Genomic DNA, 22,785 nt, shown 5'->3' on the forward strand with positions numbered 1-22,785 from the left:
TGCTGAGCGCGGCAACACCGCTCCAGGCTTCTGAACGCGGCCTTTTTTCCCGGGCCGCGGAACCGCGGGCCCGACCCGCGCTTCTGACATTCCTCATACCCATCTGTCTGCTGGAGACTCCCTTGTTCATTTCCTCTGCTTTTGCCCAAACCGCGCCCGCTGCATCCGGTGGCGGCGACATGATGTCTTCGCTGGGCAGCATGCTGCCGCTGGTGTTGATGTTCGTGGTGCTGTACTTCGTCATGATCCGCCCGCAGATGAAGCGCCAGAAGGAAGCCCGCGCCATGATCGAGGCGCTCGCCAAGGGCGACGAAGTGGCCACGGTCGGCGGCGTGCTCGGCAAGATCACCTCGCTCGGCGACCAGTACCTGGGCCTCGAAATCGCGAACGGCGTCGAGATCAAGATCCAGCGCACGGCCGTGGTGCAGGTCCTGCCCAAGGGCGCGGTCAAGCAGTAATCGCCCACAAGATGGTGCCCGGGCCTTGCGCTTTGTCGCGCGGGGCCTCAAGTCACGCCGTGTCCTGTTTCTGAAAAGCGCTCTCTCATGAACCGATATCCGGTCTGGAAGTACGCGATCATCGTGGTCGTGCTGCTGGTTGGGTTGATCTATTCCCTGCCCAATTTCTTCGGCGAGGCGCCTGCTGTGCAGGTGTCCGCGGCCAAGTCGACCGTCAAGGTCGACGCGGCCACCCAGGGCCGGGTCGAGGAGGCGCTGAAGACGGCCGGGCTCGCGCCCGACCTGCTCACGCTCGAAGGCGGCTCGCTGCGCGCGCGCTTCGCGACGCCCGACGAACAGCTCAAGGCGCGCGACGTGCTTCAGCGCGCCCTGGTGCCCGACCCGGCCGATCCGGCCTATATCGTGGCGCTGAACCTGGTCTCGCGCTCGCCGGCATGGCTCACGGCCTTGCATGCGTTCCCGATGTACCTGGGTCTCGACCTGCGCGGCGGCGTCGACTTCCTGCTGCAGGTCGACATGAAGGGCGCCATCGACAAGAAGGCAGAATCTTTCGCGGGCGACCTGCGCACCGTGTTCCGCGACAAGGGCATCCGCGGCACCTCGGTGAGCCGCAACGGCCAGGCCATCGAGATCTCGTTCCGCGACGCCGCGGCGCGCGATGCGGCCCGGCGGCTGATCCAGGACCAGTTCCAGGACCTCGAGGCGGTCGACAGCGGCGAAGGCAGCAACCTTCGCCTGGTGGCGACCATCAAGCCCGAGGCGGCGCGCCGCCAGCAGGATGCGGCGCTCAAGCAGAACATCACCACGCTGCACAACCGGATCAATGAACTCGGCGTGGCCGAGCCGGTGATCCAGCAGCAGGGCCTCGACCGCATCGTCGTGCAGCTGCCCGGCGTTCAGGATACGGCCAAGGCCAAGGACATCCTGGGCCGCACCGCCACGCTCGAGATGCGCCTGGTGGACGAGAGCGCCGAAGGCCGCGCCGCCGAACTCAGCGGCGGACCGGTGCCCTTCGGCTCCGAGAAGTTCTTCGAGCGCGACGGCCGCCCGGTCATCGTGAAGAAGCAGGTGCTCGTCACCGGCGAGAACCTCACCGACGCGCAGCCCGGCTTCGACTCGCAGAGCCAGCAGCCCAAGGTCGACCTGACGATGGACGCCAAGGGCGGCCGGATCATGCGCGACGTGAGCCGCGAGAACTACAAGAAGCGCATGGCCATGCTGATCTTCGAGAAGGGCAAGGGCGAAGTGCTCACCGCCCCTTCGATCAACGGCGAGCTCGGCACCCGCTTCCAGATCTCGGGCTCGATGACGGTGAGCGAGGCCAACGACCTCGCGCTGCTGCTGCGCGCCGGCTCGCTGGCTGCGCCGATGGAGATCATCCAGGAGCGCACCATTGGCCCGACACTCGGCGCCGACAACATCGAGAAGGGCTTCAAGAGCGTGATGTACGGCTTCCTCGCGATCATGGTCTTCATGTGCCTGTACTACGCACTGTTCGGCCTGTTCTCGTCGATCGCGCTGGCCGTCAACCTGCTGCTGCTCGTGGCCATTCTCTCGATGCTGCAGGCCACGCTCACGCTGCCCGGCATCGCGGCCATGGCGCTGGCCATCGGCGTGGCCATCGACTCCAACGTGCTGATCAACGAGCGCATCCGCGAAGAGCTGCGCAACGGCGCGTCGCCGCAGGCGGCCATCCACGCCGGCTACGACCGCGCCTGGGGCACCATCCTCGACTCGAACGTGACCACGCTGATCGCGGGCATCGCGCTGCTGGCCTTCGGCTCGGGCCCGGTGCGCGGCTTCGCGGTGGTGCACTGCATCGGCATCGTCACCTCGATGTTCTCGGCCGTGTTCTTCTCGCGCGGCCTCGTGAACTTCTGGTACGGCCAGAAGAAGAAGCTCAAGACGGTGTCGATCGGTACCGTGTGGCGGCCCAAGACCGACGGCACGGCCGTGGCTGAAGGCAAGTAAAGGTCAAGGACAAGCGCCATGGAATTCTTCCGCATCCACAAGACCATCCCGTTCATGCGCCACGCGCTGGTGCTGAACATCATCTCCTTCGTGACCTTCGCGCTCGCGGTGTTCTTCCTGTTCCACCGCGGCCTGCACCTGTCGGTCGAGTTCACGGGCGGCACCGTGATGGAGGTCGCCTACCAGCAGTCGGCCGACATCGGCAAGATCCGCGAAGCCGTCAGCAAGCTGGGCTACCCCGAAGTCCAGGTGCAGAGCTACGGCACTTCGCGCGACGTGCAGATCCGCCTGCCTGCGCAAAAGGGCATGAACTCCGACCAGCAGAGCGCGCAGGTTATGGAAGCGCTCAAGTCGGTCGATCCGTCGGCCACCCAGCGTGGCATGGAGGTAGTCGGTCCGCAGGTGGGCGAGGAACTCACCACCAACGGACTCAAAGCCCTGGGCATGGTGGTGGTGGGCATCATGATTTACCTGGCGATCCGCTTCGAATGGAAGTTCGCCGTGGCCACCGTGCTGGCCAACCTGCACGACGTGGTCATCATCCTGGGCTTCTTCGCGTTCTTCCAGTGGGAGTTCTCGCTCGCGGTGCTCGCGGCGGTGCTCGCGGTGCTGGGCTATTCGGTCAACGAATCGGTGGTGATCTTCGACCGGGTGCGCGAGAACTTCCGGCGTTACCGCAAGATGGGCACGACCGAGATCATCGACAACGCGATCACCTCGACCATCAGCCGCACCATCATCACGCACGGCTCGACGCAGCTCGTGGTGCTCTCGATGTTCTTCTTCGGTGGCCCGACGCTGCACTATTTCTCGCTGGCGCTGACGATCGGCATCTGCTTCGGCATCTATTCGTCGGCCTTCGTGGCGGCGGCGATCGCGATGTGGCTCGGCGTCAAGCGCGAGGACCTCATCAAGGGCACGCCGCCCAAGCGCGACGGCGGTTCGGAGGACGACCCGAACGCCGGTGCGGTGGTCTGAGGCACCGGGCCGGCCCAAAGGCAAGGACGTGGGAAGGCGATGCACCCTTGTGCTGCCGCCTTTCCCGATGCAAGCTCTCGCTTGTGACGCCCTGAGCGCCGAGCCTTCCTGCCTTCCCGATCCCTCCAATGAGCATCGCGCGGTCCGACACTTCCCTGCAGCTCGCACGCGAGACGCGTGAGCGTTTCGTGCTCGCCACCGGCGGCGTCATGGCGCCGCTGGCGCAAGCGATCCGGGACCGCCTGACCCAGCAGGCCGCCGAGGTCGGCAACGCGAGGCTGATGCAGGAACGCCGCGACGACTTCCTGGCGTTCCAGGCGCAGGCCTCGCAATGGGTCTCGCTCGCGCAGGCCGGCTGGCGCAGGTCGGCGAGCGTGCCTGCGGCGGCCGCTGCGGTTCCTGCTGCTGTGCCATCGGCTCCGAAGCTGCGGCTCGAACTCATGGGCGACGATGCGATGGAAAGCAACATCCTGTCGTCCCGCCTGGCGCAGATGCTCCACGAGCAGGCCAGCTTCGAACTCAGCGACCTGCGGCTGCGCATCCAGCATCTCGAAGGCACCGGTGAGCTCAACGCCAACGATGTGCTCCGGCCGGAGACCCTGGCCAGGCTGCTGGTGGACCAGTGGCTCGCGGCCGGGCTGAGCCGGGCGCTCTGGACGCGCGTGCAGGACACGGTGCAGCAGCGGCTCGTCGGCGTGGTCGTCAAGGCCTACGAGGACGCCAACGCCTTCCTGATCTCGCAGGGCGTGATGCCGGAGATCGACCTGAAGAGCTTTGTCCGGCGCACCGGCGGTGGCGGCGGCGGCGTCAGTGCCACCGGACCGGCCTCGGTGTCGGGCGCAGCGCAGACCGGCCGCGGCCCGGGTCCCGGTTCTCCGAACGGTGCGTTCAATGGTTCTTCTGCTTCCCCGCCGCCCCCGCAGCGGGTCTTTTCGCCGTCCACGCCTGCGCTGACCACCGGCGGCTCGCCGCTGCTGGTCGCCCGGCAGCGTGCCCAGACGGCACTGCTGAGCCTCAAGCGCTTCGTTGCCGCGCGCATCGGAACCGACCTGTCCGCCCCGCGTCCCCTGCAGCCGACGACCGGCATGGATGCCGGCGCAGGCCCGAATGGCGGCGCGGGCGCGCAGACCTTCGCTGGCATGGTCGCCGAGGCCGAAGCGGCCTACCGCGCATCGGCCACGCACTACATGCAGGCGGCCTCGGCAGAGCACCAGGCCACCCTGCTGCAGCAAACCGCGGTCGACCTGCGGCGGCGCAGCAGCGAGCTCAAGAAGAAGGCGCCCACCACCGCCGACAAGGCCACGGTGGAGATCGTCGCGCTGATGTTCCAGGCCATCCTGTCCGAGGAGCGCATCCCGTTTTCGGCGCGCGTGTGGTTCGCGCGGCTGCAGATGCCGGTGCTGCGCGTGGCGATCGCCGAGCCCGAGTTCTTCGGCAGCCTGCAGCATCCCGCGCGCATGCTGATCGACCGCATGGGTTCCTGCGTGATGGGCTTCGACGCGGCCGCCATCTCGGGCAGCGCGCTCGAAGGCGAGATCAAGCGCGTGGTGCAGGTGATCGAGCAGTACCCCGAGACCGGCCAGCGCGTCTTCAAGCTGGTGTTCGACGAGTTCGTGGCCTTCCTGAACCGCTATCTCACGCAGAGCGACACCACGCAGCGCGTCATGAGCGTGGCGCAGCAGGTCGAGCAGAAGGAGACGATGGCGATCCAGTACACCATCGAGCTGCGCAAGATGCTCAACGACATGCCGGTGCGCGATGAAATCCGCGAGTTCCTGTTCAAGGTCTGGGCCGAGGTGCTTGCGATTGCCGCGCTGCGCTACGGCGCCCAGGGCGAGCAGACCGTGATGCTCAAGCGCGTGGCCTCCGACCTGGTGTGGGCCGCGAGCGCCAAGCCCAACCGCGCCGACCGCGCTCGCGTGATACAGGACCTGCCGCAACTGCTGCAGCGCCTGCGGCTCGGCATGACCCTGCTCGGCATCATCGACGAGCCGCAGGAAACCCACATCAAGGCCATCGGCGCCACGCTGTCCGATGCCTTCCTGTCGAAGACCGAGGTGATCCCCGCCGCCAAGATCGAGGCCATGGCCGCGCGCTTGGCGCATCTGGAGGATTTCGTGAAGGACCATGGCGGCGCCTCGAACCTGCCGCTCGACGCGAACAGCATCGAGCTGCTGCTGGGCATGGACGCGGCCTCGATCGAGGTGGTGGCCGATGCGCCGGGCGGCGCCGCTTCCGAAGACATGCTGGCATGGGCCCATGCGCTCGAGGTGGGCAATTGGTTCATGCTCGATCACAACGACCGCGTGAGCCAGGTGCAGTTCGTCTGGCGCAGCGAGCGCAAGCAGCTGCACCTGTTCGCCTCGGCCGACGGCCGCAGCTTCCTGATCCAGGCCGGCCGTCTCGCCAGCTATCTGCAGGCGGGGCTGCTGGTGCCCGCCGAGGACGAGACGCTCACCGCGCGCGCCACGCGCGAGGCGCTCGCGAAGCTCGACGCCAATCCGGAGCGACTTCTGAACTAGGCGCTCAGTGTGCCGTGCGCCCTTCGCGGCTCTCGCAGAGTTCGTCGAGCACCAGCGCGTCGGGCTCGATGCCCGTGCTCCAGTGCACCATCAGCACGATGATCTTGAGGTCGTCGAGCGCGACCGGCGCATCGGGCGCCGCCATCGCGCGCTCGACCACGATCTCGCGCAGGCCGCAGGGCAGCAGCTTCGAGAGTTCGAGAAAGCGGATGAAGCCGAGGCACTCGGCACCGAGGTGCTCCTGCTCGGCCTGTGAATAGACGCGCATTGCGTCGCTCGACTGCGGCAGCGCCGCTTCAGGGGGGCCGCTCAGCGTGACCGTGGCGGTGTGGCTGTCGCCCGCATGGCGTTTGATCTGCAGTCCCTGAGTGGCCAGGCTCAGGCCGTCGAGCCATTGCAGCGCATCGTGGATCTCTTCGGGATCGAAGCCATGCGCGCTGAGCTTGCGCCCCAATTGTTCGGGTTCGGGGCAGGCATCGCCGCGCCAGTAGTTTTCGTAGACAAACACGAGCACTTCGAACATGAGGCCAATATAGCCGATGCGCGTGGCGCGCCTTCAACGGCTTTTGCCCGGCAGCCTCTAGGCCGATGCCGTGCGCTGGAACAGGCCGCCGGGCAACCGCGCCACCAGCCCGTCGAGTTCGAGTTCGAGCATCCTGGCCTGGAGCTCGGCCGCGCTCCAGCCGGTGCGCGCGCTCAGCACGTCGAGGTGGACCGGGTCGAAGCCGAGCGCGTCGAGCAGCGGATGCGCAGGGTCGGCGCCATTGGCATCCGCAGCCTCCGCGGCCGAGCCGGAGCCCGCTTGCGCCATGCGCGGCGCTGGCAGCTCCTCGAGGATGTCGTGTACCGACTCGACCAGCTTCGCGCCCTGGCGGATCAGGGCATGGCAGCCGCGCGATTGCGGCGAGTGGATCGAACCCGGGATCGCGAACACTTCCTTGCCTTGTTCGGAAGCGAGGCGCGCGGTGATCAGCGAGCCCGACTGCAGCGCGGCCTCGACGACCAGCGTGCCGCGCGCCAGTCCGGCGATGAGGCGGTTGCGCCGCGGGAAGTTCTGCGTCAGCGGCGGTGTGCCGAGAGGGAGCTCGCTCACGATCAGCCCCTGGCGCGTGATGCGCTGCGCGAGCTCGCGATGGCGCGCGGGATAGACGCGGTCGAGGCCGGTGCCGACCACCGCGACCGTGGCGAGCCGCGGCGCATCGCCCGCCGCATCGAGCGCGCCCAGGTGCGCAGCCCCATCGACACCGAGCGCAAGGCCCGACACCACCGGCAGACCGGCCTCGCCGAGTGCGCGTGCAAAGGCGCGCGCATTGGCCGCCCCTTGCGGCGTGGGATTGCGGCTGCCCACCACGGCAATGCTGTGGCCGAGCTGGTTCAGGTCGAAGGCCGCAGCGCCCAGCACATAGAGCATCGGCGGCGGGTCGGCCATTTCGAGCAGTGCGGCGGGATAGCCCGCATCGCCGAGCGTGACCACCCGGCGCGTGACGTCCTCGTCCGGCGCCGATTGCAGCCATTGCCAGGCCTGGTCGATGTGGGCCTGCAGCCCTTGCGGCAGCTGCAGCAGTGCTTCGGCCTGCGCCTGCGTCACCACGTCGCGCAGCGCATCGTGCCGCTGCGCGAACACGTTCTCGGGCAGGCCGAATGCCGCCAGCAGCCGGCGCGCGGCACCGTCGCCGATGCCTGCCGTCAGCGACAGCCGGAGCCAGCCTGCGAGTTCTGCGCGGTCCACGCGGAAAAAAGAAGCGCCGAAAGCTTCAGGGGTTGACGAGGAAGTCGCCTGCCTTCGGCGTGTCGGAGATCTCGAGCACCAGCGCGTACGAGACCTTTTCGAACGTGCGGAACACCATCAGCAGCCCGATGCGCTCGTTCGGGAGCTTGAGCGTCTCCTTGCGTTCGCCGGTGCGGTCGACGATGGTTTCACCGTTCTTCAGGATCGCCAGCACATGGCCGCTGTCGATGCCGTCGCGCGTGCCCTTGTTGATTGCCACCACCTGGTTCTGCGCCGCGAACTGCACCGCGTTGCCGTAGACCGAGATGATGCGGCCCTCGACCTGCGTCGAAGGGGCGCGTGGCGCATAGCTCACCAGCTGGCGCGGCGGTTCGGGCAGCAGCCGGTCGCCGGCGCGGATTTCCTCGCGCGACGCGATGATGTCGATGCCGGCCGGCACCACGGTGATGACGTCCTTTTCCTTGACGGTCTCGACCGTGGTCGATTCGCCGCGCTGGAGCTGAGCCTTGCCGAGGTACTGTGCCTCGTAGCCGAGGATCTCGCCCGTGCCAGGGTCCTTGAGCGGCGTGGCATTGCGGAACACCCGAAAGCTCTGCAGCGGGCCGGGCTTCTCGACGAGCGGCGTGTCGGCATTGCCGCGCGCATAGGCGCGGTCGCCGCGCGACAGCAGCACGCGGTTGTCGTTGCCCGCGACGATGCGCGGCGCCTTCTGCAGCGTGTCGGCATCGACCACGATCGGTTCGCTGAGGAAGGGCTCGATCACGCTGGGGTTCAGCGTGGGCAGCGCCATGCCGGCCAGCGAATCGAAGCGCGTGCGCGGCGAGAGCTTGATCGTGCCGCCGTCGCCGCTCGCGCCCGTGCCGCGGCGCATGCTCAGGCGCGCGCGGCCGCCGCTCTTGTCGAGGTAGAGCACCTGCCCCGGATAGATGCGGTGCGGATTCGCGATCTCGTCGATGTTCATGCCCCAGAGCTCGGGCCAGCGCCAGGGGCGCAGCAGGTACAGGCGCGAAATGGCCCAGAGCGTGTCGCCGGACCTGACCGTGTACTCGTCGGGCGCGTTCGGCGAGAGTTCGGAGAGCGGCACGCCGGTCTGGGCGATCTGCTGCGCCGTGGCGCGCTGCTGCGCCGTGATCGGGTAGTTCTGGGCCCAGGCCGTGCCGCCGCCGCAGATCACCGCAAGGGCAGCCAACGTGGCGAGAACATGCGAGCGCTGGCGGGCAGGGATTCGGAACTTGTTGTTCATGTCTGGATGGGTGAGCGCCCGACGTATCCGGGCGCATACGAATCTCACAATTTGCTACGAATTCTGCGCCCGAAGCCCTTGGCAGGGCAACGTTTTCAGCCGATCCAGGCACGGGCCGTCGTGGAATTGGCGAAAATAGCGACAACTTCTTCCGTTTTCCATGGCCAAACGAATCATTCTGAGTTACCCGGACAAGCGGCTGCACACCGTCGCGAAACCCGTCCAGGGCGTCGACGCACGCATCAAGGCCCTCGTGGCCGACATGCTCGAAACCATGTACGACGCCAATGGTATCGGCCTGGCCGCGACCCAGGTCGACGTGCACGAGCGCCTTGTCGTGATCGACGTCTCCGAAGACCGCGACCAGCCGCTGGTGCTCATCAATCCCGAGATCGTATGGGCCAGCGACGAAAAGGTGCTGAACGAGGAAGGCTGCCTCTCGGTGCCCGGCATCTACGACGGCGTGGAGCGCTCCACCGCCGTCAAGGTGCAGGCGCTCGACGCCGACGGCGAAATGCGCACCATCGAGGCCGAAGGCCTGCTCGCGGTGTGCATCCAGCACGAGCTCGATCACCTGCTCGGCAAGGTGTTCGTCGAGTACCTGTCGCCGCTCAAGCGCAACCGGATCAAGAGCAAGCTGCTCAAGCAACAGCGCGAAGAGGCGCGGGAGGGCCGGGCATGATGCGCGCGGGCCGCCTGGCAACGCTTGGCTGCGTGTTGGCCGCAGCGCTGCTCGTGGCCGGCTGCGCGAGCGAGCCGACCCGCATCGCACCGGGCACGAGCGCGGCCGAAACCCTGCAGCGCCTCGGCCCGCCCACCGGACGCTACCCGCTCGCGGGTGGTGGCGAGCGGCTGCAGTATTCGCGCATGCCGGCGGGCTTCGAGGTGACCGACATCGACCTCGACGCCTCGGGCAAGGTCGTGTCGGTGACGCAGGTGCTCAGCGAGGCCCGCTTCGGCCAGGACATCCAGGTCGACCGCTGGCGCCAGAACGACGTGCTCGCGTTCTACGGCAGGCCGTTCCAGATCACCCGCGTGAGCTCGTTCGACGGCGCTGTCTGGACCTGGCGCTACAAGGCCGTGAACGAGCGGCGCATGCTCTACATCTACATCGATCCCACCGGCGTGGTGCGCCGCTATCACACGGGCGACGACCTCGAGTTCGATCGGATCCGGGATTGACCCCGCTGAAGGTCGTCTTTGCGGGCACGCCCGAGTTCGCGCGCGTCGCCCTCGAGGCTGTCGCCGCGGCGGGCCATGACATTCCCCTGGTACTGAGCCAGCCCGACCGCCCCGCGGGGCGCGGCATGAAGCTGCAGGCCTCACCGGTGAAGCAGTGTGCCGTCGCCCACGGCTGGCCCGTGGTTCAGCCGCGCAGCCTGCGGCTCGACGGCAAGTTTCCGGACGAGGCCACAGCCGCACGCGAAGCGCTTCTGGCCGCCCGGCCCGACGTGATGGTCGTCGCGGCCTACGGGCTGATCCTGCCGCAGTGGGTGCTCGACCTGCCGCGGCATGGCTGCCTCAACATCCATGCGAGCCTGCTGCCGCGCTGGCGCGGTGCGGCGCCGATCCACCGCGCGATCGAGGCCGGCGATGCGCAGACCGGCATCACCATCATGCAGATGGACGCCGGGCTCGACACCGGCGACATGCTGCTGCGCGAGGCCGTCGACATCGGCAGCGACAGCACCGCCCGGCTGCACGACCGCCTGGCCGAGCTCGGCGGACGCCTGATCGTGCAGGCGCTTGCGAACCTCGGCCATCTCGCGCGCACGCCGCAGCCGGCCGAGGGCGTGACCTACGCCCACAAGGTCGAGAAGCACGAAGCGCAGATCGACTGGAACCAGCCCGCCGAGGCGATCGTGCGACGCATTCGCGCGTTCGATCCGTTCCCGGGCGCCAACAGCCCGCTCGACGGCGAGATCCTCAAGCTCTGGGCCGCCGACGCAGTGGCCGGGGGGGGCGAGACGCCGACGCCGCCGGGCACGATCCTGGCCGTGACCGGCGAGGGCGTCGTGGTGGCGGCGCAGGGCTCGGTCGCAATGGTCACCGAACTCCAGCGCGCGGGCGGCAAGCGCCTCGGCGTGGCCGACTTCCTGCGCGGCTTCGAGCTGAAGCCAGGGCAGCGCTTCGGCTGATGTTCCTGTCCACGGCCATTCGCCGGCGCCCCGAGTTCCGCACGGGCATCCGCCACATGTCGTCGGCCGCGCTGGGCATCGGCGCGTGGGGGCTCATGACCGGCGTGGCCATGGTCAAGTCGGACATGAGCGTGGTGGAGGCGGTGGCGATGACGCTGCTGGTCTACGCCGGCAGCTCGCAGCTTGCGGCCATTCCGCTGCTCGTGGCGGGCGCACCGGCCTGGGTCGTCCTGGCCACGGGCTTCTGCGTCAACCTGCGCTTCGTGGTGTTCAGTCTGCACCTGCGGCCCTACCTCATGCACATGCCGCGCTGGCGCCGCATGCTGCACGGCTATCTCACGGCCGACCTCAGCTATGCACTCTTCACGCGGCAATACCCTGTGCCGCCCGTCGGCACCGATGCGCAGAAAGCCCAGGAGGCCTACCTCACCGGCAACTACTTCGTGACCTGGTGTTCCTGGATGGGCATGAGCCTGCTCGGCATTGCGCTGGCCAACTTCATTCCGCAGCACTGGGGCCTGGGCTTCGCCGGCGTACTGAGCCTGGTGGCGATCGTCTGCTCGATGGCGACCACGCGGCTGCGCGTTTTGGCGGCGCTGGTCGCGAGCGCCACGGCCGTGGCCGCCTATGCGCTGCCGCTCAAGCTCAACATCGTGGCCGCCATCGGCGCGGCGGTGCTGCTGTGCTTCTGGCTCGAGAAACGGGTCGGGCTCGATCCGGTGGCGGAGGACGACAAATGAGCGCAGGCGGCACCACCGACCTTTGGACCCTCGCCGTGATCGTCGGCCTGGCCGGCGTGACGGTGCTCACGCGCTGCTTCTTCTTCATTCTCGACCGCCCCTGGGGTCTGCCCGGCTGGGCGCACCGTGCGCTGCACTATGCGCCGGTCGCCGCGCTCGCGGGCGTGATCGCGCCCGAGATCGTGATGAGCAACGGCCAGCTGATCACCACGCTGCACGACGCGCGCCTGTATGCCACCGTGGTTGGCGCCGCCTACTTCTACTGGCGGCGCGGCGTGCTCGGCACGATGCTCGCGGGCATGGCTGTGTACCTGCCGCTGCACCTGGGCCTCGGCTGGTAGGCGCGTTGCCCGTTGGCGCTCAGTCGAGCTTGACCCCGGCCGCCTGGATGATCTTGCCCCAGCGCTCGCTTTCGGCGCGCGAGAGCTTGTAGAAATCCTGCGGCGAGCCCGGCAGCGGCTCGAAGCCGAAGTCGGCGAACAGCTTCTCTACCTTCGGCGCCTTCATCGCCTTTCGCAGCTCGCTGTTGATCCGCGCCACGGCCTCGGGCGGCATGCCGGCCGGGCCGATCAGGCCGTGGAAGGCGTAGGCGTTGACGTCGCTGAAGCCGGCCTCGGCAAAGGTGGGCACGTCGGGCAGGGCGCCCGCGCGCTGCGGCAGCGCGATCGCGAGCACGCGCACCTTGCCGGCCTTGATGATCGGCAGGCCCGAGGCCAGGTCGAGCATCATGGTCGGCACCTGCCCGCCCATCACGTCGGTCATCGCGGGCGCGGCGCCCTTGTAGGGCACGTGCGTGACGTTGATGCCGGCTTTCTGCTTGAACAGTTCCATCGCCATGTGGTGCGGCGAGCCGTTGCCCGGCGAGGCGTAGTTGACCTTCTCGGGGTTGGCCTTCACGTAGCGCACGAACTCGGCCACGTTCTTGGCGGGAAAGTCCGGATGCACCACCAGCGCGACCGGGAAGCGGCCGATGGTGCCGATGTAGGTGAAGTCGCTGGCGGGCTTGTACGGCAGCTTGGCGAACATGTGCTCGTTGAAGAGCAGCGCTGCGTTCTCGGCCTGCATGATCGTGTAGCCGTCGGGCTTGGCCTGCATCATCGCCGCCACGCCGATGTTGGTCGACGCGCCGGGCCGGTTGTCGATGATGAGCGGCTGCCCGAGCGACGGCTGCATCGCCTCGGCCAGCGCACGTGCGAGGTTGTCGGTGCCGCCGCCCGCCACGTAGGGCACGATCCATTTGACCGGCTGGCTCGGGTAGGCGGCCGGCTGCGCGCCGGCAAAAGGGGCGGCGCCGGCGAGCGCGAGCGCTGCGGCAAACAGGGGAAGGTGGCGTCTTTTCATCATGTCTCTCGTCTCCGTTGCTTGGCTTGTAGTGAATGCTTGAATTCCGATGCGGCTCAGGCGCCGCGCAGCGTCTGCCAGAGCGCGCGGTCGCGTTCCGCGGTCCAGACCACCGGGTGCTCGATGCCGCTCAGCTCGTCGTAGGCGCGCGAGACGTCGAAGGGCAGCACGTGCTGGAACACGGGCCAGCTGCCGAAGCGCGGCGTCATGGCGGCTTCCGCGCGCGCGAAGCAGCCCTTGAGGGTGTCGCCCGCGGCGATGCCGGCGCGCACGCTCTCGAGCAGCGTCGAGAGAAAGGCCTGGGTGAGCGCGATCGCTTCGGCGCAGGCCGCTTCGTCCTGCAGCACCGCGCCGCGTCCCGGCACCAGCACGCGCGGCTGCAAGGCCGCGACCGCGTCGAGCGTGCCGGCCCAGTCGCCGATGTAGGCGTCGCCGGCATACACGCCGCAGTGGTTCTCGACCACGTCGCCCGAGAACAGCACGCCGCAGTCGGGCAGCCAGGCCACCGTGTCGCCGCCCGAGTGGCCGCGGCCCAGCGCCATCAGCCGGAGCTCGCGGCTGCCGAGCCAGAGGCTCATCTCGCGCTCGAAGCTCAGCGTCGGCCAGGTCAGTCCGGGAATCTCCTCGACGCCCTCGAACAGGCGCGGAAAGCGGCCGACCTCCGAGTCGAAGTCGGCCTGCCCGCGCGTGCGGATCCAGTCGAGCGTGCCGTGGCTCGCGATGATCTGGTCCACCGCGTCGAAAGCGCTCGCGCCCATCACGCGCACCGCGTGGTAGTGCGTCAGCACGATGCGCTTGACGGGCTTGTCGGTCACGGTGCGGATGGCCGCGAGGAAGTCACGCGCCATGCGCGGCGTGGGCCGCGTGTCGATCAGCACCACATGGTCGTCGCCGACCACGAAGCCGCAGTTGGGGTCGAAGTCGCTGATGTAGCCGTACACGTCGCGCGCGAGTTCGCGCAGCTGCGGCTTCTGTTCGCGCGTGTCGGAGGCCGAGGCGAAGGAGGGAGGGGCGGTCATGGGGTTTCGGGTTTCGTGGGATCTGCTTCGGCGGCTGCGCGGATGCACGCCAGCAGCAGGGCCTGGTCGCCGCACTGATTGGCCAGCAGCAGCACCAGCCGGGCGTTGAGGTCGGCGCTCTGCGCCTCGGTCCGGCCTTCGTGCGCGGCGAGCAGCGCGGCGTAGAAGCCGTCGGGGTCGGGGATGCGGGGTTCGGTGATCATCATGGTGTGGCTTCGATGGCGAGGGCGCGGCGCACGGCTGCAGCGATGGCCTCGGGCGTGGCCTCGGACAGCGTTGCGGCACGGTAGGCGTCCGGGCGAACGAGCACGAAGCTGCCGGGCGCGTGCAGGCCGAGGTGCTCGACGAGCCGGTCGTCGGCCTGCAGCGACGGCAGGCCGCTGTCGCCGCCGACCGCCAGCAGGCGCAGCGGCAGCGAGGCCGCGGCGGCTTCGGCCTCGGCGGCCTGCGCGTGCGTCGGCGCACGCCAGAGCCCGAGGCAGCCGGTGCCTTCGGCCAGCAGCTGCATCAGCGTGGTCTCGCGGCCGCCGCCCGCCCAGCGCAGCGGCAGGTTCTGCACGCTGCGCGCGCCTTCGGGCAGCAGCGGCGCCGCCGGATAGTCGTTGGCCACCGACATGCGGCCGGTGTTCACCAGCGCCCGTGCGAACGGGTAGCGCGCCGCGAGTGACACCACTGCGCGCCGCAGCGTGTGCTCGGCCGGCGAACGCGGCGCGAGAAAGCGCGCCGAGCGGCTCGTGACGGTGAGGTTTTCCTTTGCAGCGGGCTGGCGTTCAGCGTCGTAGCTGTCGAGCAGCGCGTCGCCCGCCCGCCCCTTCGCGGCCAGCGCGAGCTTCCAGCCCAGGTTCGCCGCGTCCTGGATGCCGGTGTTGCCGCCGCGCGCGCCGAAGGGGCTCACCACATGCGCCGCATCGCCGATGAAGAACACCCGCCCGTGGCGGAAGCTGTCGAGCAGGTGGTCGCGGTAGCCGTAGGGGCCGATCCAGACGAACTCGAACGCCACGTCGGGCCCGAGCTGCGCGCGCAGCCGCGCACCGGCCACTTCGGGGCGGCTGATGTGGTCGGTGTCGCAGTCTTCGGCCATCTGGTAGTCGATGCGCCAGACCCCGTCGGCCATCAGGTGCTGCCAGACGCCGCGGCCTTCGTTGAACGGCGCGTCGACCCAGGTCCAGCGCTCGGTCGGCAGCGGCTTCTCGAAGCGCACATCGCTGATGCACCAGCGGTCGGTGCTGCGGGAGGCATGGGCCTCGATGCCAAGCTGCGTGCGGATCGGGCTGTTGGCGCCAGTCGCATCGATCAGCCGGTCGGCCTCGAGGGTGTAGCGGCCCGCAGGCGTCTCGACCTCGATGCGCACGCCGTCGGCCAGCGGTTCGACGCGCACGACGCGGTGCTTCCAGCGCAGGTCGGTCAGCCCGAGTTCGAGGATGCGGTCGACCAGGAACCACTCGATGTAGAACTGCTGCAGGTTGATGAACGGCGGCTGCGCGGAGACGTTCGCGGCCTGCAGGTTGAAGCTGTAGACCTCGGCCTCACCCGAGAAGGTGCGCCCGAGCGACCAGGTGATGCCCTTGGCCGCAATGCGTTCGTAGATGCCGAGCCGCTCGAAGATCTCCAGGCTCTTCTGCGCGTAGCAGATGCCGCGCGACGAGGCGCCGCGCACGCCCACGGTGTCGTCCTCGTCGAGCAGCAGCGCGCGCACGCCGCGCTGCGCGAGGTCGCAGGCGAGCGTGAGGCCCGCGGGGCCGGCGCCGACGATCACGATCGGGTGCCGCACGACCTCTAGTCTTTCCAGTTCGGGCGGCGGCACGAAGGGCCAGCTCGGTAGTTCGTAGGCGGGTGCGAAGTTGAAGCTTTCCATGCTTTTCTACGGCGGCTACAGCGCGTGGGCGAACTCGGCGATCGCGTCGGCCGCTTTCGGCACCAGCGCGGCCTGGCCCGCGAGATAGTGGTTGCCGCCCACGATGTCGACGTTGCGGATGCGCGCGCCGCCCGCGGCCATCCAGGCATCGCGCGTGCTCGGGAAGGTCGACTGGTCGGCGGTGTAGGTCAGCAGCAGCGTCGGCACCGTGGTGCGCGCGAGGTTCGTCGGTCCGTCGGCCTGCGAGCGCGACGACCATTGCGAGAGAAAAGCGGTCAGCGACGTGGTGCGGCCCATCGCATTGGCCGAGTAGTTGACCTGCCGCGCATCGCCCCAGACGCTGCCGGCGAGCCGGTCGTTCGCGTCGAGCGAGAGGTCGACGCAGCGCGGATCGGCATGCGTGCGGTAGATCACGAAGGCCTGGTCGCGCGGCGCACCCGGCGTGACAGAGGGATTGCGCAGCATCGCGAGCCGCGCCACGCACCATTGCTCGATGCGTTCGAGCCGCGCCTGCTGGGCCGCGCCGAAGCGCGCGAGGAAATCGCGGTCGTAGGGCACGCGATGGCGCGCGTCGTACATGTCGAGTTCGGGATCGACCGAGAGCGGATCGTGTTCGTCGGTCACTGACGGATCGATCCAGTCGCGCATCAGCCGCGTGCGGCCCAGGTGCGCGGCGCACAGCGCGATGCCGTCCACGGGCGGCAGGTCGTGCGGGTGCAGGTGCGTGGGGTCTCCATCGGGAAAGTGCGTGGCGGTGAGCTGCTCGGCCTGCGCCTGGTAGAAGCTCGCGAGCGCCGCGCCGCCCGAGTTGCCGACCAGCAGCACCTTCTCGTAGCCCGCGGTGCGCAGGTACTGCACGCCGGCGCCGAGGTCCTGGATCGCGCGCTCCATCAGCAGCACCGTGTCGTTGCCCACGTAGCGCGAGTTCAGGCCCATGCAGCAGATGCCGCGTTCGGCCAGCGGGCCGATCAGGTAGTGGCCCATGAAGTTGCTGGTAGGGTGCATCACGATCGCAGCAACTTTCTTCGGCCCCGGGGGCGCCCGGTAGGCGCCGTAGATGCGCGGCCGCAGCATCTGCAGGCCCGACTGGCTCTCGAGTGCCGCACCGGGCTTCACGTCGATGACGGCCAGCTGCAGTTCAGCCATGGGCCTCCTCCTTCGCGGCGCTCAGCCCGGCCTTGCGCGCGGTCCAGGCGTCGAGCGCCGCGCGGGCGGTGCGCGCATGCGCGTCCATCTCGGCCTGCGGCACGGTGGGCGTGGTGAGTTCCACGCGGATGCCATTCGGGTCGAAGAAGTAGATCGACTCGATGATGTGGTGGTCGGTCACGCCGAGCACCTCCACCCCGGCCGCTTCGAGGCGCGCCTTGGCGGCCAGCAGGTCGGCCACCGAATCGACCCGAAGCGCGATGTGGTTCACCCAGGCCGGCGTGTTCGGCGAGGGCAGCGCCGCCGTGTCGTCGCCGAGGTCGAAGAAGGCGATGAAGGAGCCGTCGCGCATCTGGAAGAAGATGTGCACGTAGGGGCAGTACTCGCCCGTGCTCGGCACATGGTCGCTCTGGATGATGTGGGCCAGCGGCAGGCCCAGCAGGTCTTCGTAGAAGTGGCGCGTCTCTTCGCTGTCGCGGCAGCGCCAGGCGAAATGGTGCAGTCCGCGCACAGGCGGCGCGGGCGGTGGGGCCGGATGGGCGGTCGTCGGCATGGCGTGTCTTTCGTGAAGCCGCCATTGGGCGATGCCGCCTCTTATGATGCAATCGAAATTAATTCATCCATTGATGAAATAAACATATGAATCTGACATTGCGCCAGCTGCGCGCCTTTGCGGCCGTGGCCGCGACCGGCAGCTTCACTGCCGCCGCGCAGCAGCTGCACCTCACGCAGTCGGCGCTCAGCGTGCTGGTGCGCGAACTCGAGCGCGAGATGGGCGTGCAATTGCTCGACCGCCACACGCGGCGCGTGCAGCTGTCCGAAGCGGGGCGCGAGTTCCTGCCCGCGGTGCACCGGCTGCTCGGCGACCTGTCGAGCGCGGTGGCCGGCGTGACCGACCTGCGTGACAAGAAGAAAGGCCTGTTGCGGCTTGCAGCGCCGCAGCTCATGGCCTGCACGCTGATGCCGCGCGTCATGGCGGCTTACCGCGAGGCCTATCCCGACATCGACGTGCGGCTTGCCGACACGCTGCCCGAGCACCTGCTCGCGGGGGTCGTCGCGGGCGACGTGGAGCTCGCGGTGGGGCAGGACGTGGCGGTGGACGCCGCCATCGAACGCCGCGTGCTGTTTCGCGACCGGCACTGGCTGATCTGCCCGCCCGACCACGCTTTTGCGAAGCGCCGCAAGGTGCGCTGGCACGAGCTCGAGCCCTACACCTTCATCGCGCCCACGCGCGATTTCCGCCAGCGCGTGCTGCCCGAGCTCGGCCCCGCGGAGCGCGCCTACATGCTGCGCCCGGGCACGCAGGAGGTGTCGTACATGACCACCGCGCTCGGCATGGTTGCCTCGGGGCTGGGGCTCACCGTGTGCCCCACCTACTCGGCGCCGCTGGTGCGCGCGCACGGCCTGCAGATGGTGCGGCTCGAGGCGCCCGACTTCCACCGCGAGGTCTGCGTCTACAGCGCGGCGCGGCGTTCGCTCTCGCCCGCGGCGGCGTGCTTCGTCGGCATCCTCGAGCGCTTCGCGAAGGCGCAGCCCAGGGGTTGAGTGCGCACACGGAGCGAAACCTACAATGCAAGACGACCTGTTTTCCATCATCTCCAGAGACCCATGAACGTCATCCGATTCACCGACCTCTGCGCGCAGGGCCAGGCCGCCGGCCAGCGCGTTTTCATCCGTGCCGATCTCAACGTGCCGCAAGACGACGCGGGCCGCATCACCGAGGACACGCGCATCCGCGCCTCGGTGCCCTGCATCCGGCTTGCGCTCGATGCCGGTGCCGCCGTGATGGTTACTTCGCATCTGGGCCGCCCGACCGAGGGCGCCTTCAAGCCCGAGGACTCGCTCGCACCGGTCGCCAAGCGCCTGAGCGAGTTGCTCGGCCGCGAGGTGCCGCTGGTGTCCGACTGGGTCGACGGCGTCGACGTGCAGCCCGGCCAGGTCGTGCTGCTCGAGAACTGCCGCGTCAACAAGGGCGAGAAGAAGAACGACGAGGCGCTGGCGCGCAAGCTCGCCGCGCTCACCGACATCTATGTGAACGATGCCTTCGGCACGGCCCACCGCGCCGAGGCCACCACCTACGGCATCGCGCAGTTCGCCAAGGTGGCGGCGGCCGGTCCGCTGCTCGCGGCCGAGATCGACGCCATCACCAAGGCGCTGGCGCAGCCGAAGCGCCCGCTCGTGGCCATCGTGGCGGGCTCGAAGGTCAGCACCAAGCTCACCATCCTCAAGAGCCTGTCGGCCAACGTCGACCAACTGATCGTCGGCGGCGGCATTGCCAACACCTTCATGCTCGCGGCGGGCCTCAAGATCGGCAAGTCGCTGGCCGAGCCCGATCTCGTCGATCAGGCCAAGGCCGTGATCGAGTCCATGCGTGCGCGCGGCGCCGACGTGCCGATCCCGGTCGACGTGGTCACGGCCAAGACCTTCGCGGCCGATGCGCCCGCGACCGTAAAGGATGCGAGCGACGTGGACGACGACGACCTGATCCTCGACATCGGCCCGAAGACCGCCGCGCAACTGGCCGCGCAACTGCGCGAGGCCGGCACCATCGTGTGGAACGGCCCGGTGGGCGTGTTCGAGTTCGACGCCTTTGCGGGCGGCACCCAGGCCATCGCGCAGGCGGTCGCCGAAAGCAGCGCCTTCTCGATCGCCGGCGGCGGCGACACGCTCGCGGCCATCGCCAAGTACGGCATCGAGAAGCAGGTCGGCTACATCTCGACGGGCGGCGGCGCCTTCCTCGAAGTGCTCGAGGGCAAGACCCTGCCCGCTTTCGAGATCCTGTCCAGGCGCGCGGCCGGTTGAACCCGGCGGGCGGGATCTCGTGCGGGGTGCTTCCGTCGGACACACAAAGTGTATACAGTAGCGAATACAAACGGAGACCCAATTTCATGAGCACGGACCGCATCCCCCGCCACGCCACCAAGATCGTCGCCACACTCGGGCCGGCGTCCAGCACCCCTGAAATGCTGGAGCGGATGATCCAGGCCAAGGTCAGCGTGGTGCGGCTCAATTTCAGCCACGGCACCGCGCAGGACCACATCGACCGCGCGACCATGGCGCGCGAAGCCGCCCGCCGGGCGGGTCGCGAGGTGGCGATCATGGCCGACCTGCAAGGCCCGAAGATCCGTGTCGGCAAGTTCGCGCAGGGCAAGGTCTGGCTCGAGCCGGGCACGAGCTTCGTGCTCGATGCCTCGCGCACCGAGCCGGGCGACGAACAGGCCGTGGGCCTCGACTACAAGGACCTGCCGCGCGACGTGCGCCCCGGCGACCGGCTGCTGCTGAACGACGGCCTCATCGTGCTGGTGGTCGACGCGGTCAAGGGCGAGGCGGTGCACACGACCGTCAAGCTCGGCGGCGAGCTCTCGAACAACAAGGGCATCAACAAGCAGGGCGGCGGCCTCACGGCGCCGGCGCTCACGGCCAAGGACATGGAAGACATCAAGACGGCGATGAGCTTCCAGGCCGACTACGTGGCGGTGAGCTTTCCGAAGAACGCCACCGACATGGAGATGGCGCGCCAGCTGTGCAACGTGGCCGCGGCCGAATACGGCCACAAGCCCGGGCTGATCGCGAAGATCGAGCGCGCCGAAGCGATCCCCAAGCTCGAGGAGATCCTGCGCGCGAGCGACGGCATCATGGTGGCGCGCGGCGACCTCGCGGTCGAGGTGGGCAACGCGGCCGTGCCTGCGCTGCAGAAGAAGATGATCCGCATGGCGCGCGACATGGACAAGGTGGTGATCACCGCCACGCAGATGATGGAGTCGATGATCACCAACCCGGTGCCCACGCGCGCCGAAGTGAGCGACGTGGCCAACGCCGTGCTCGACGGCACCGACGCCGTGATGCTCTCGGCCGAAACGGCCTCGGGCCGCTATCCGCTCGAGACCGTGCAGGAGATGAGCCGCATCTGCGAAGCCGCCGAGGCGGCCGAAGACCAGCAGCTCGACGCCGACTTCAGCGGCAAGTCCTACAGCCGCATCGACCAGTCGATCGCGATGGGCGCGCTGTTCACCGCGCACCACCTGGGCGCCAAGGCCATCGTCGCGCTCACCGAGTCGGGTTCCACCGCGCTGTGGATGAGCCGCCACCGCGCGCACATCCCGATGTACGCGCTGACCTCGCGCCTGGCCACCCAGCGCCGGATGGCGCTCTACCGCAATGTGCGCCCGCTGCTGATGGATTCGGAAAGCGACCGCGACACCGCACTGCAGCAGGCCGAGAACCACCTGAAGAAGCGCGGCATCGTGCAAAGCGGCGACGTCTACGCCATCACCTGCGGCGAGCCGATGGGTGCCCCGGGCGGCACCAACATGCTCAAGATCTGCCGGGCGAGTTGAGCCCACCCCCGTCCCTCGCTCACTTCGTGTAGCTCGACTCCCCCTCAAGGGGGCAACACCAGTGGCCCGGCAAAGCCGGTTCCACGGTGTTCCCGGTTTTTCTCCCTCCCCTTTCGGGGGAGGGTTGGGGTGGGGGCCGACGGCGTGTCCATACCCTCGGCGGCTCGCTATCCATTGCGGAACAGGAAGCTGTAGGCGTTCAGGGCCGGCACGCCGCCCAGGTGGGCATAGAGCACCTTCGAACCGGCGGGAAACTCGCCGAGCCGCACCTTCTCGATCATTCCGTGCATCGACTTGCCCTCGTAGACGGGGTCGGTCAGCATGCCTTCGAACCGGGCGCAGAGGCGGATCGCATCGAGCGTGCCCTCGTTCGGCAGGCCGTACTCGGGGCCGCCGAAGCGGTGGTCGAGCACCACGTCCTGCGCGCCGATCTCGCGGCCGAGTTCGACGAGCTCGGCCGTGTTCTTCGCGATGCGCACGATCTGCTCGAAGGTCTGGGCGGGCTTGGCCGAGGCGTCGATGCCGATCACGCGGTCGGCGCGCCCGTCGGCCGCGAAGCCCACCACCATGCCGGCTTGCGTGCTGCCGGTCACCGAGCAAACCACGATGTAGTCGAACCTGAAGCCGAGCTCGGCCTCCTGCTGCCGCACTTCCTCGGCAAAGCCGACGAAGCCCAGCCCGCCGAGCGGGTGCTCCGAGCAGCCGGCCGGAATCGGAAACGGCTTGCCACCGGCCTTCCGCACATCGGCCATGGCTTCTTCCCAGCTCTTGCGGATGCCGATGTCGAAGCCTGCGCTGTCGAGCCGCACGTCGGCGCCGAGGATGCGCGACATCTCGATGTTGCCGACGCGGTCGTACACCGCATCCGAGTAGTTGACCCAGTTTTCCTGCACCAGCACGCACTTCAGGCCGAGGTGCGCGGCCACGGCAGCGACCTGCCGCGTCTGGTTCGACTGGATGCCGCCGATCGACACCAGCGTGTCGTAGCCGCCTTCGAGCGCTTCGGGGATCAGGTACTCGAGCTTGCGCGTCTTGTTGCCGCCGAACGCCAGGCCGCTGTTGCAGTCCTCGCGCTTGGCATAGAGCGCGACCTTGCCGCCCAGGTGCGCACTCAGGCGTTCGAGCGAGTGGATCGGCGTCGGGCCGAAGGTCAGCGCATGGCGGGGAAATTTCTTCAGGTTCATCGATGGACTCCAGGCTGGGGAATGCCATTGATCGTAGGAACAAGCCCCCGAAGGGTGGTTGCAAAGTTGGCGCGAAAACTGGCGCAAAACAGGGCAGGATGCGGTTGTTTGATCCGGTCTGTTT

22 protein-coding genes are annotated in these 22,785 nt (G+C 68.5%); 12 read left to right on the top strand and 10 right to left on the bottom strand.

The window, feature by feature from the left end:
- Positions 1 to 122 precede the first annotated feature (122 nt).
- The 4 genes from yajC (at position 123) to AC3A6R_RS13435 (ending at position 5,929) form a co-directional block, all read left to right on the top strand.
- On the top strand, positions 123 to 458 hold the full coding sequence (gene yajC / locus AC3A6R_RS13420) for a preprotein translocase subunit YajC (protein WP_487860904.1): 336 nt from the start codon (positions 123 to 125) through the stop codon (positions 456 to 458).
- Between the two features lie 87 nt (positions 459 to 545).
- A complete protein-coding gene (gene secD, locus AC3A6R_RS13425; RefSeq protein ID WP_487860905.1) occupies positions 546 to 2,429 on the top strand; it encodes a protein translocase subunit SecD in 1,884 nt (627 codons plus the stop codon).
- Between the two features lie 18 nt (positions 2,430 to 2,447).
- Positions 2,448 to 3,407 (top strand): protein translocase subunit SecF, encoded by a 960-nt coding sequence (gene secF / locus AC3A6R_RS13430; protein WP_487860906.1) that lies wholly within the window; start codon positions 2,448 to 2,450, stop codon positions 3,405 to 3,407.
- Between the two features lie 128 nt (positions 3,408 to 3,535).
- Positions 3,536 to 5,929, top strand: a complete 2,394-nt coding sequence (locus AC3A6R_RS13435) for a DUF1631 family protein (protein ID WP_487864574.1) — start codon at positions 3,536 to 3,538, stop codon at positions 5,927 to 5,929.
- Positions 5,930 to 5,933: 4 nt separating this feature from the next.
- Here AC3A6R_RS13435 and AC3A6R_RS13440 read toward each other — a convergent pair whose 3' ends face one another.
- The 3 genes from AC3A6R_RS13440 to AC3A6R_RS13450 are packed head-to-tail and all read right to left on the bottom strand — an operon-like array spanning position 5,934 to position 8,901.
- Positions 5,934 to 6,452 carry a Smg family protein gene (locus AC3A6R_RS13440; protein WP_487860908.1) on the bottom strand — a complete coding sequence of 173 codons (519 nt, stop codon included), beginning with the start codon at positions 6,450 to 6,452 and terminating at the stop codon, positions 5,934 to 5,936.
- Between the two features lie 57 nt (positions 6,453 to 6,509).
- Complete coding sequence (gene dprA / locus AC3A6R_RS13445; RefSeq protein ID WP_487864575.1) at positions 6,510 to 7,658, bottom strand: DNA-processing protein DprA; 1,149 nt, start codon at positions 7,656 to 7,658, stop codon at positions 6,510 to 6,512.
- A 25-nt stretch (positions 7,659 to 7,683) separates the two neighbouring features.
- Positions 7,684 to 8,901 carry a LysM peptidoglycan-binding domain-containing protein gene (locus AC3A6R_RS13450; protein WP_487864576.1) on the bottom strand — a complete coding sequence of 406 codons (1,218 nt, stop codon included), beginning with the start codon at positions 8,899 to 8,901 and terminating at the stop codon, positions 7,684 to 7,686.
- Positions 8,902 to 9,061: 160 nt separating this feature from the next.
- Between AC3A6R_RS13450 and def the strand changes: the two genes are divergently transcribed.
- The 5 genes from def to AC3A6R_RS13475 are packed head-to-tail and all read left to right on the top strand — an operon-like array spanning position 9,062 to position 12,120.
- Positions 9,062 to 9,583: a peptide deformylase gene (def, locus tag AC3A6R_RS13455; RefSeq protein WP_487860911.1), complete on the top strand. Its 522-nt coding sequence runs from the start codon at positions 9,062 to 9,064 to the stop codon at positions 9,581 to 9,583.
- Positions 9,580 to 10,083, top strand: coding sequence for a hypothetical protein (locus AC3A6R_RS13460; protein ID WP_487864577.1), 504 nt, complete (start codon positions 9,580 to 9,582; stop codon positions 10,081 to 10,083). Before def ends, AC3A6R_RS13460 begins: the two co-directional genes overlap by 4 nt.
- Positions 10,084 to 10,088: 5 nt before the next feature.
- Complete coding sequence (gene fmt / locus AC3A6R_RS13465) at positions 10,089 to 11,039, top strand: methionyl-tRNA formyltransferase (protein WP_487864683.1); 951 nt, start codon at positions 10,089 to 10,091, stop codon at positions 11,037 to 11,039.
- A complete protein-coding gene (locus AC3A6R_RS13470) occupies positions 11,039 to 11,779 on the top strand; it encodes an AzlC family ABC transporter permease (protein WP_487860914.1) in 741 nt (246 codons plus the stop codon). Before fmt ends, AC3A6R_RS13470 begins: the two co-directional genes overlap by 1 nt.
- A complete protein-coding gene (locus AC3A6R_RS13475; RefSeq protein ID WP_487864578.1) occupies positions 11,776 to 12,120 on the top strand; it encodes an AzlD domain-containing protein in 345 nt (114 codons plus the stop codon). Before AC3A6R_RS13470 ends, AC3A6R_RS13475 begins: the two co-directional genes overlap by 4 nt.
- 19 nt (positions 12,121 to 12,139) lie before the next feature.
- Here AC3A6R_RS13475 and AC3A6R_RS13480 read toward each other — a convergent pair whose 3' ends face one another.
- The 6 genes from AC3A6R_RS13480 to AC3A6R_RS13505 are packed head-to-tail and all read right to left on the bottom strand — an operon-like array spanning position 12,140 to position 17,693.
- Positions 12,140 to 13,120, bottom strand: a complete 981-nt coding sequence (locus AC3A6R_RS13480; protein ID WP_487860916.1) for a Bug family tripartite tricarboxylate transporter substrate binding protein — start codon at positions 13,118 to 13,120, stop codon at positions 12,140 to 12,142.
- A 56-nt stretch (positions 13,121 to 13,176) separates the two neighbouring features.
- Positions 13,177 to 14,139, bottom strand: a complete 963-nt coding sequence (locus tag AC3A6R_RS13485; protein WP_487864579.1) for an MBL fold metallo-hydrolase — start codon at positions 14,137 to 14,139, stop codon at positions 13,177 to 13,179.
- Entirely contained in the window at positions 14,136 to 14,342 is a 207-nt protein-coding gene (locus AC3A6R_RS13490; RefSeq protein ID WP_487864684.1) for a DUF2783 domain-containing protein, read from the bottom strand. Before AC3A6R_RS13490 ends, AC3A6R_RS13485 begins: the two co-directional genes overlap by 4 nt.
- Positions 14,342 to 15,994, bottom strand: coding sequence for an FAD-dependent oxidoreductase (locus tag AC3A6R_RS13495; RefSeq protein ID WP_487864580.1), 1,653 nt, complete (start codon positions 15,992 to 15,994; stop codon positions 14,342 to 14,344). Before AC3A6R_RS13495 ends, AC3A6R_RS13490 begins: the two co-directional genes overlap by 1 nt.
- A gap of 15 nt (positions 15,995 to 16,009) precedes the next feature.
- On the bottom strand, positions 16,010 to 17,140 hold the full coding sequence (locus AC3A6R_RS13500) for an alpha/beta hydrolase family protein (protein ID WP_487864581.1): 1,131 nt from the start codon (positions 17,138 to 17,140) through the stop codon (positions 16,010 to 16,012).
- On the bottom strand, positions 17,133 to 17,693 hold the full coding sequence (locus AC3A6R_RS13505; protein ID WP_487864582.1) for a VOC family protein: 561 nt from the start codon (positions 17,691 to 17,693) through the stop codon (positions 17,133 to 17,135). The genes AC3A6R_RS13500 and AC3A6R_RS13505 overlap by 8 nt, the downstream gene beginning before the upstream one ends.
- An 86-nt stretch (positions 17,694 to 17,779) precedes the next feature.
- Here AC3A6R_RS13505 and AC3A6R_RS13510 point away from each other — a divergent pair, with 86 nt between their 5' ends.
- From AC3A6R_RS13510 to pyk, 3 genes are all read left to right on the top strand, one after another.
- Positions 17,780 to 18,685: a LysR family transcriptional regulator gene (locus AC3A6R_RS13510; RefSeq protein ID WP_487864583.1), complete on the top strand. Its 906-nt coding sequence runs from the start codon at positions 17,780 to 17,782 to the stop codon at positions 18,683 to 18,685.
- A gap of 63 nt (positions 18,686 to 18,748) precedes the next feature.
- Positions 18,749 to 19,942, top strand: coding sequence for a phosphoglycerate kinase (locus AC3A6R_RS13515; RefSeq protein WP_487864584.1), 1,194 nt, complete (start codon positions 18,749 to 18,751; stop codon positions 19,940 to 19,942).
- An 86-nt stretch (positions 19,943 to 20,028) separates the two neighbouring features.
- Positions 20,029 to 21,477, top strand: a complete 1,449-nt coding sequence (gene pyk, locus AC3A6R_RS13520; RefSeq protein WP_487860924.1) for a pyruvate kinase — start codon at positions 20,029 to 20,031, stop codon at positions 21,475 to 21,477.
- A gap of 167 nt (positions 21,478 to 21,644) precedes the next feature.
- Here the strand turns inward: pyk and AC3A6R_RS13525 are convergent, their stop codons facing one another.
- Positions 21,645 to 22,661 carry a 1-aminocyclopropane-1-carboxylate deaminase gene (locus AC3A6R_RS13525; RefSeq protein ID WP_487860925.1) on the bottom strand — a complete coding sequence of 339 codons (1,017 nt, stop codon included), beginning with the start codon at positions 22,659 to 22,661 and terminating at the stop codon, positions 21,645 to 21,647.
- Between the last annotated feature and the right edge of the window lie 124 nt (positions 22,662 to 22,785).

This window comes from Variovorax sp. Soil_C_19 (assembly GCF_057657255.1).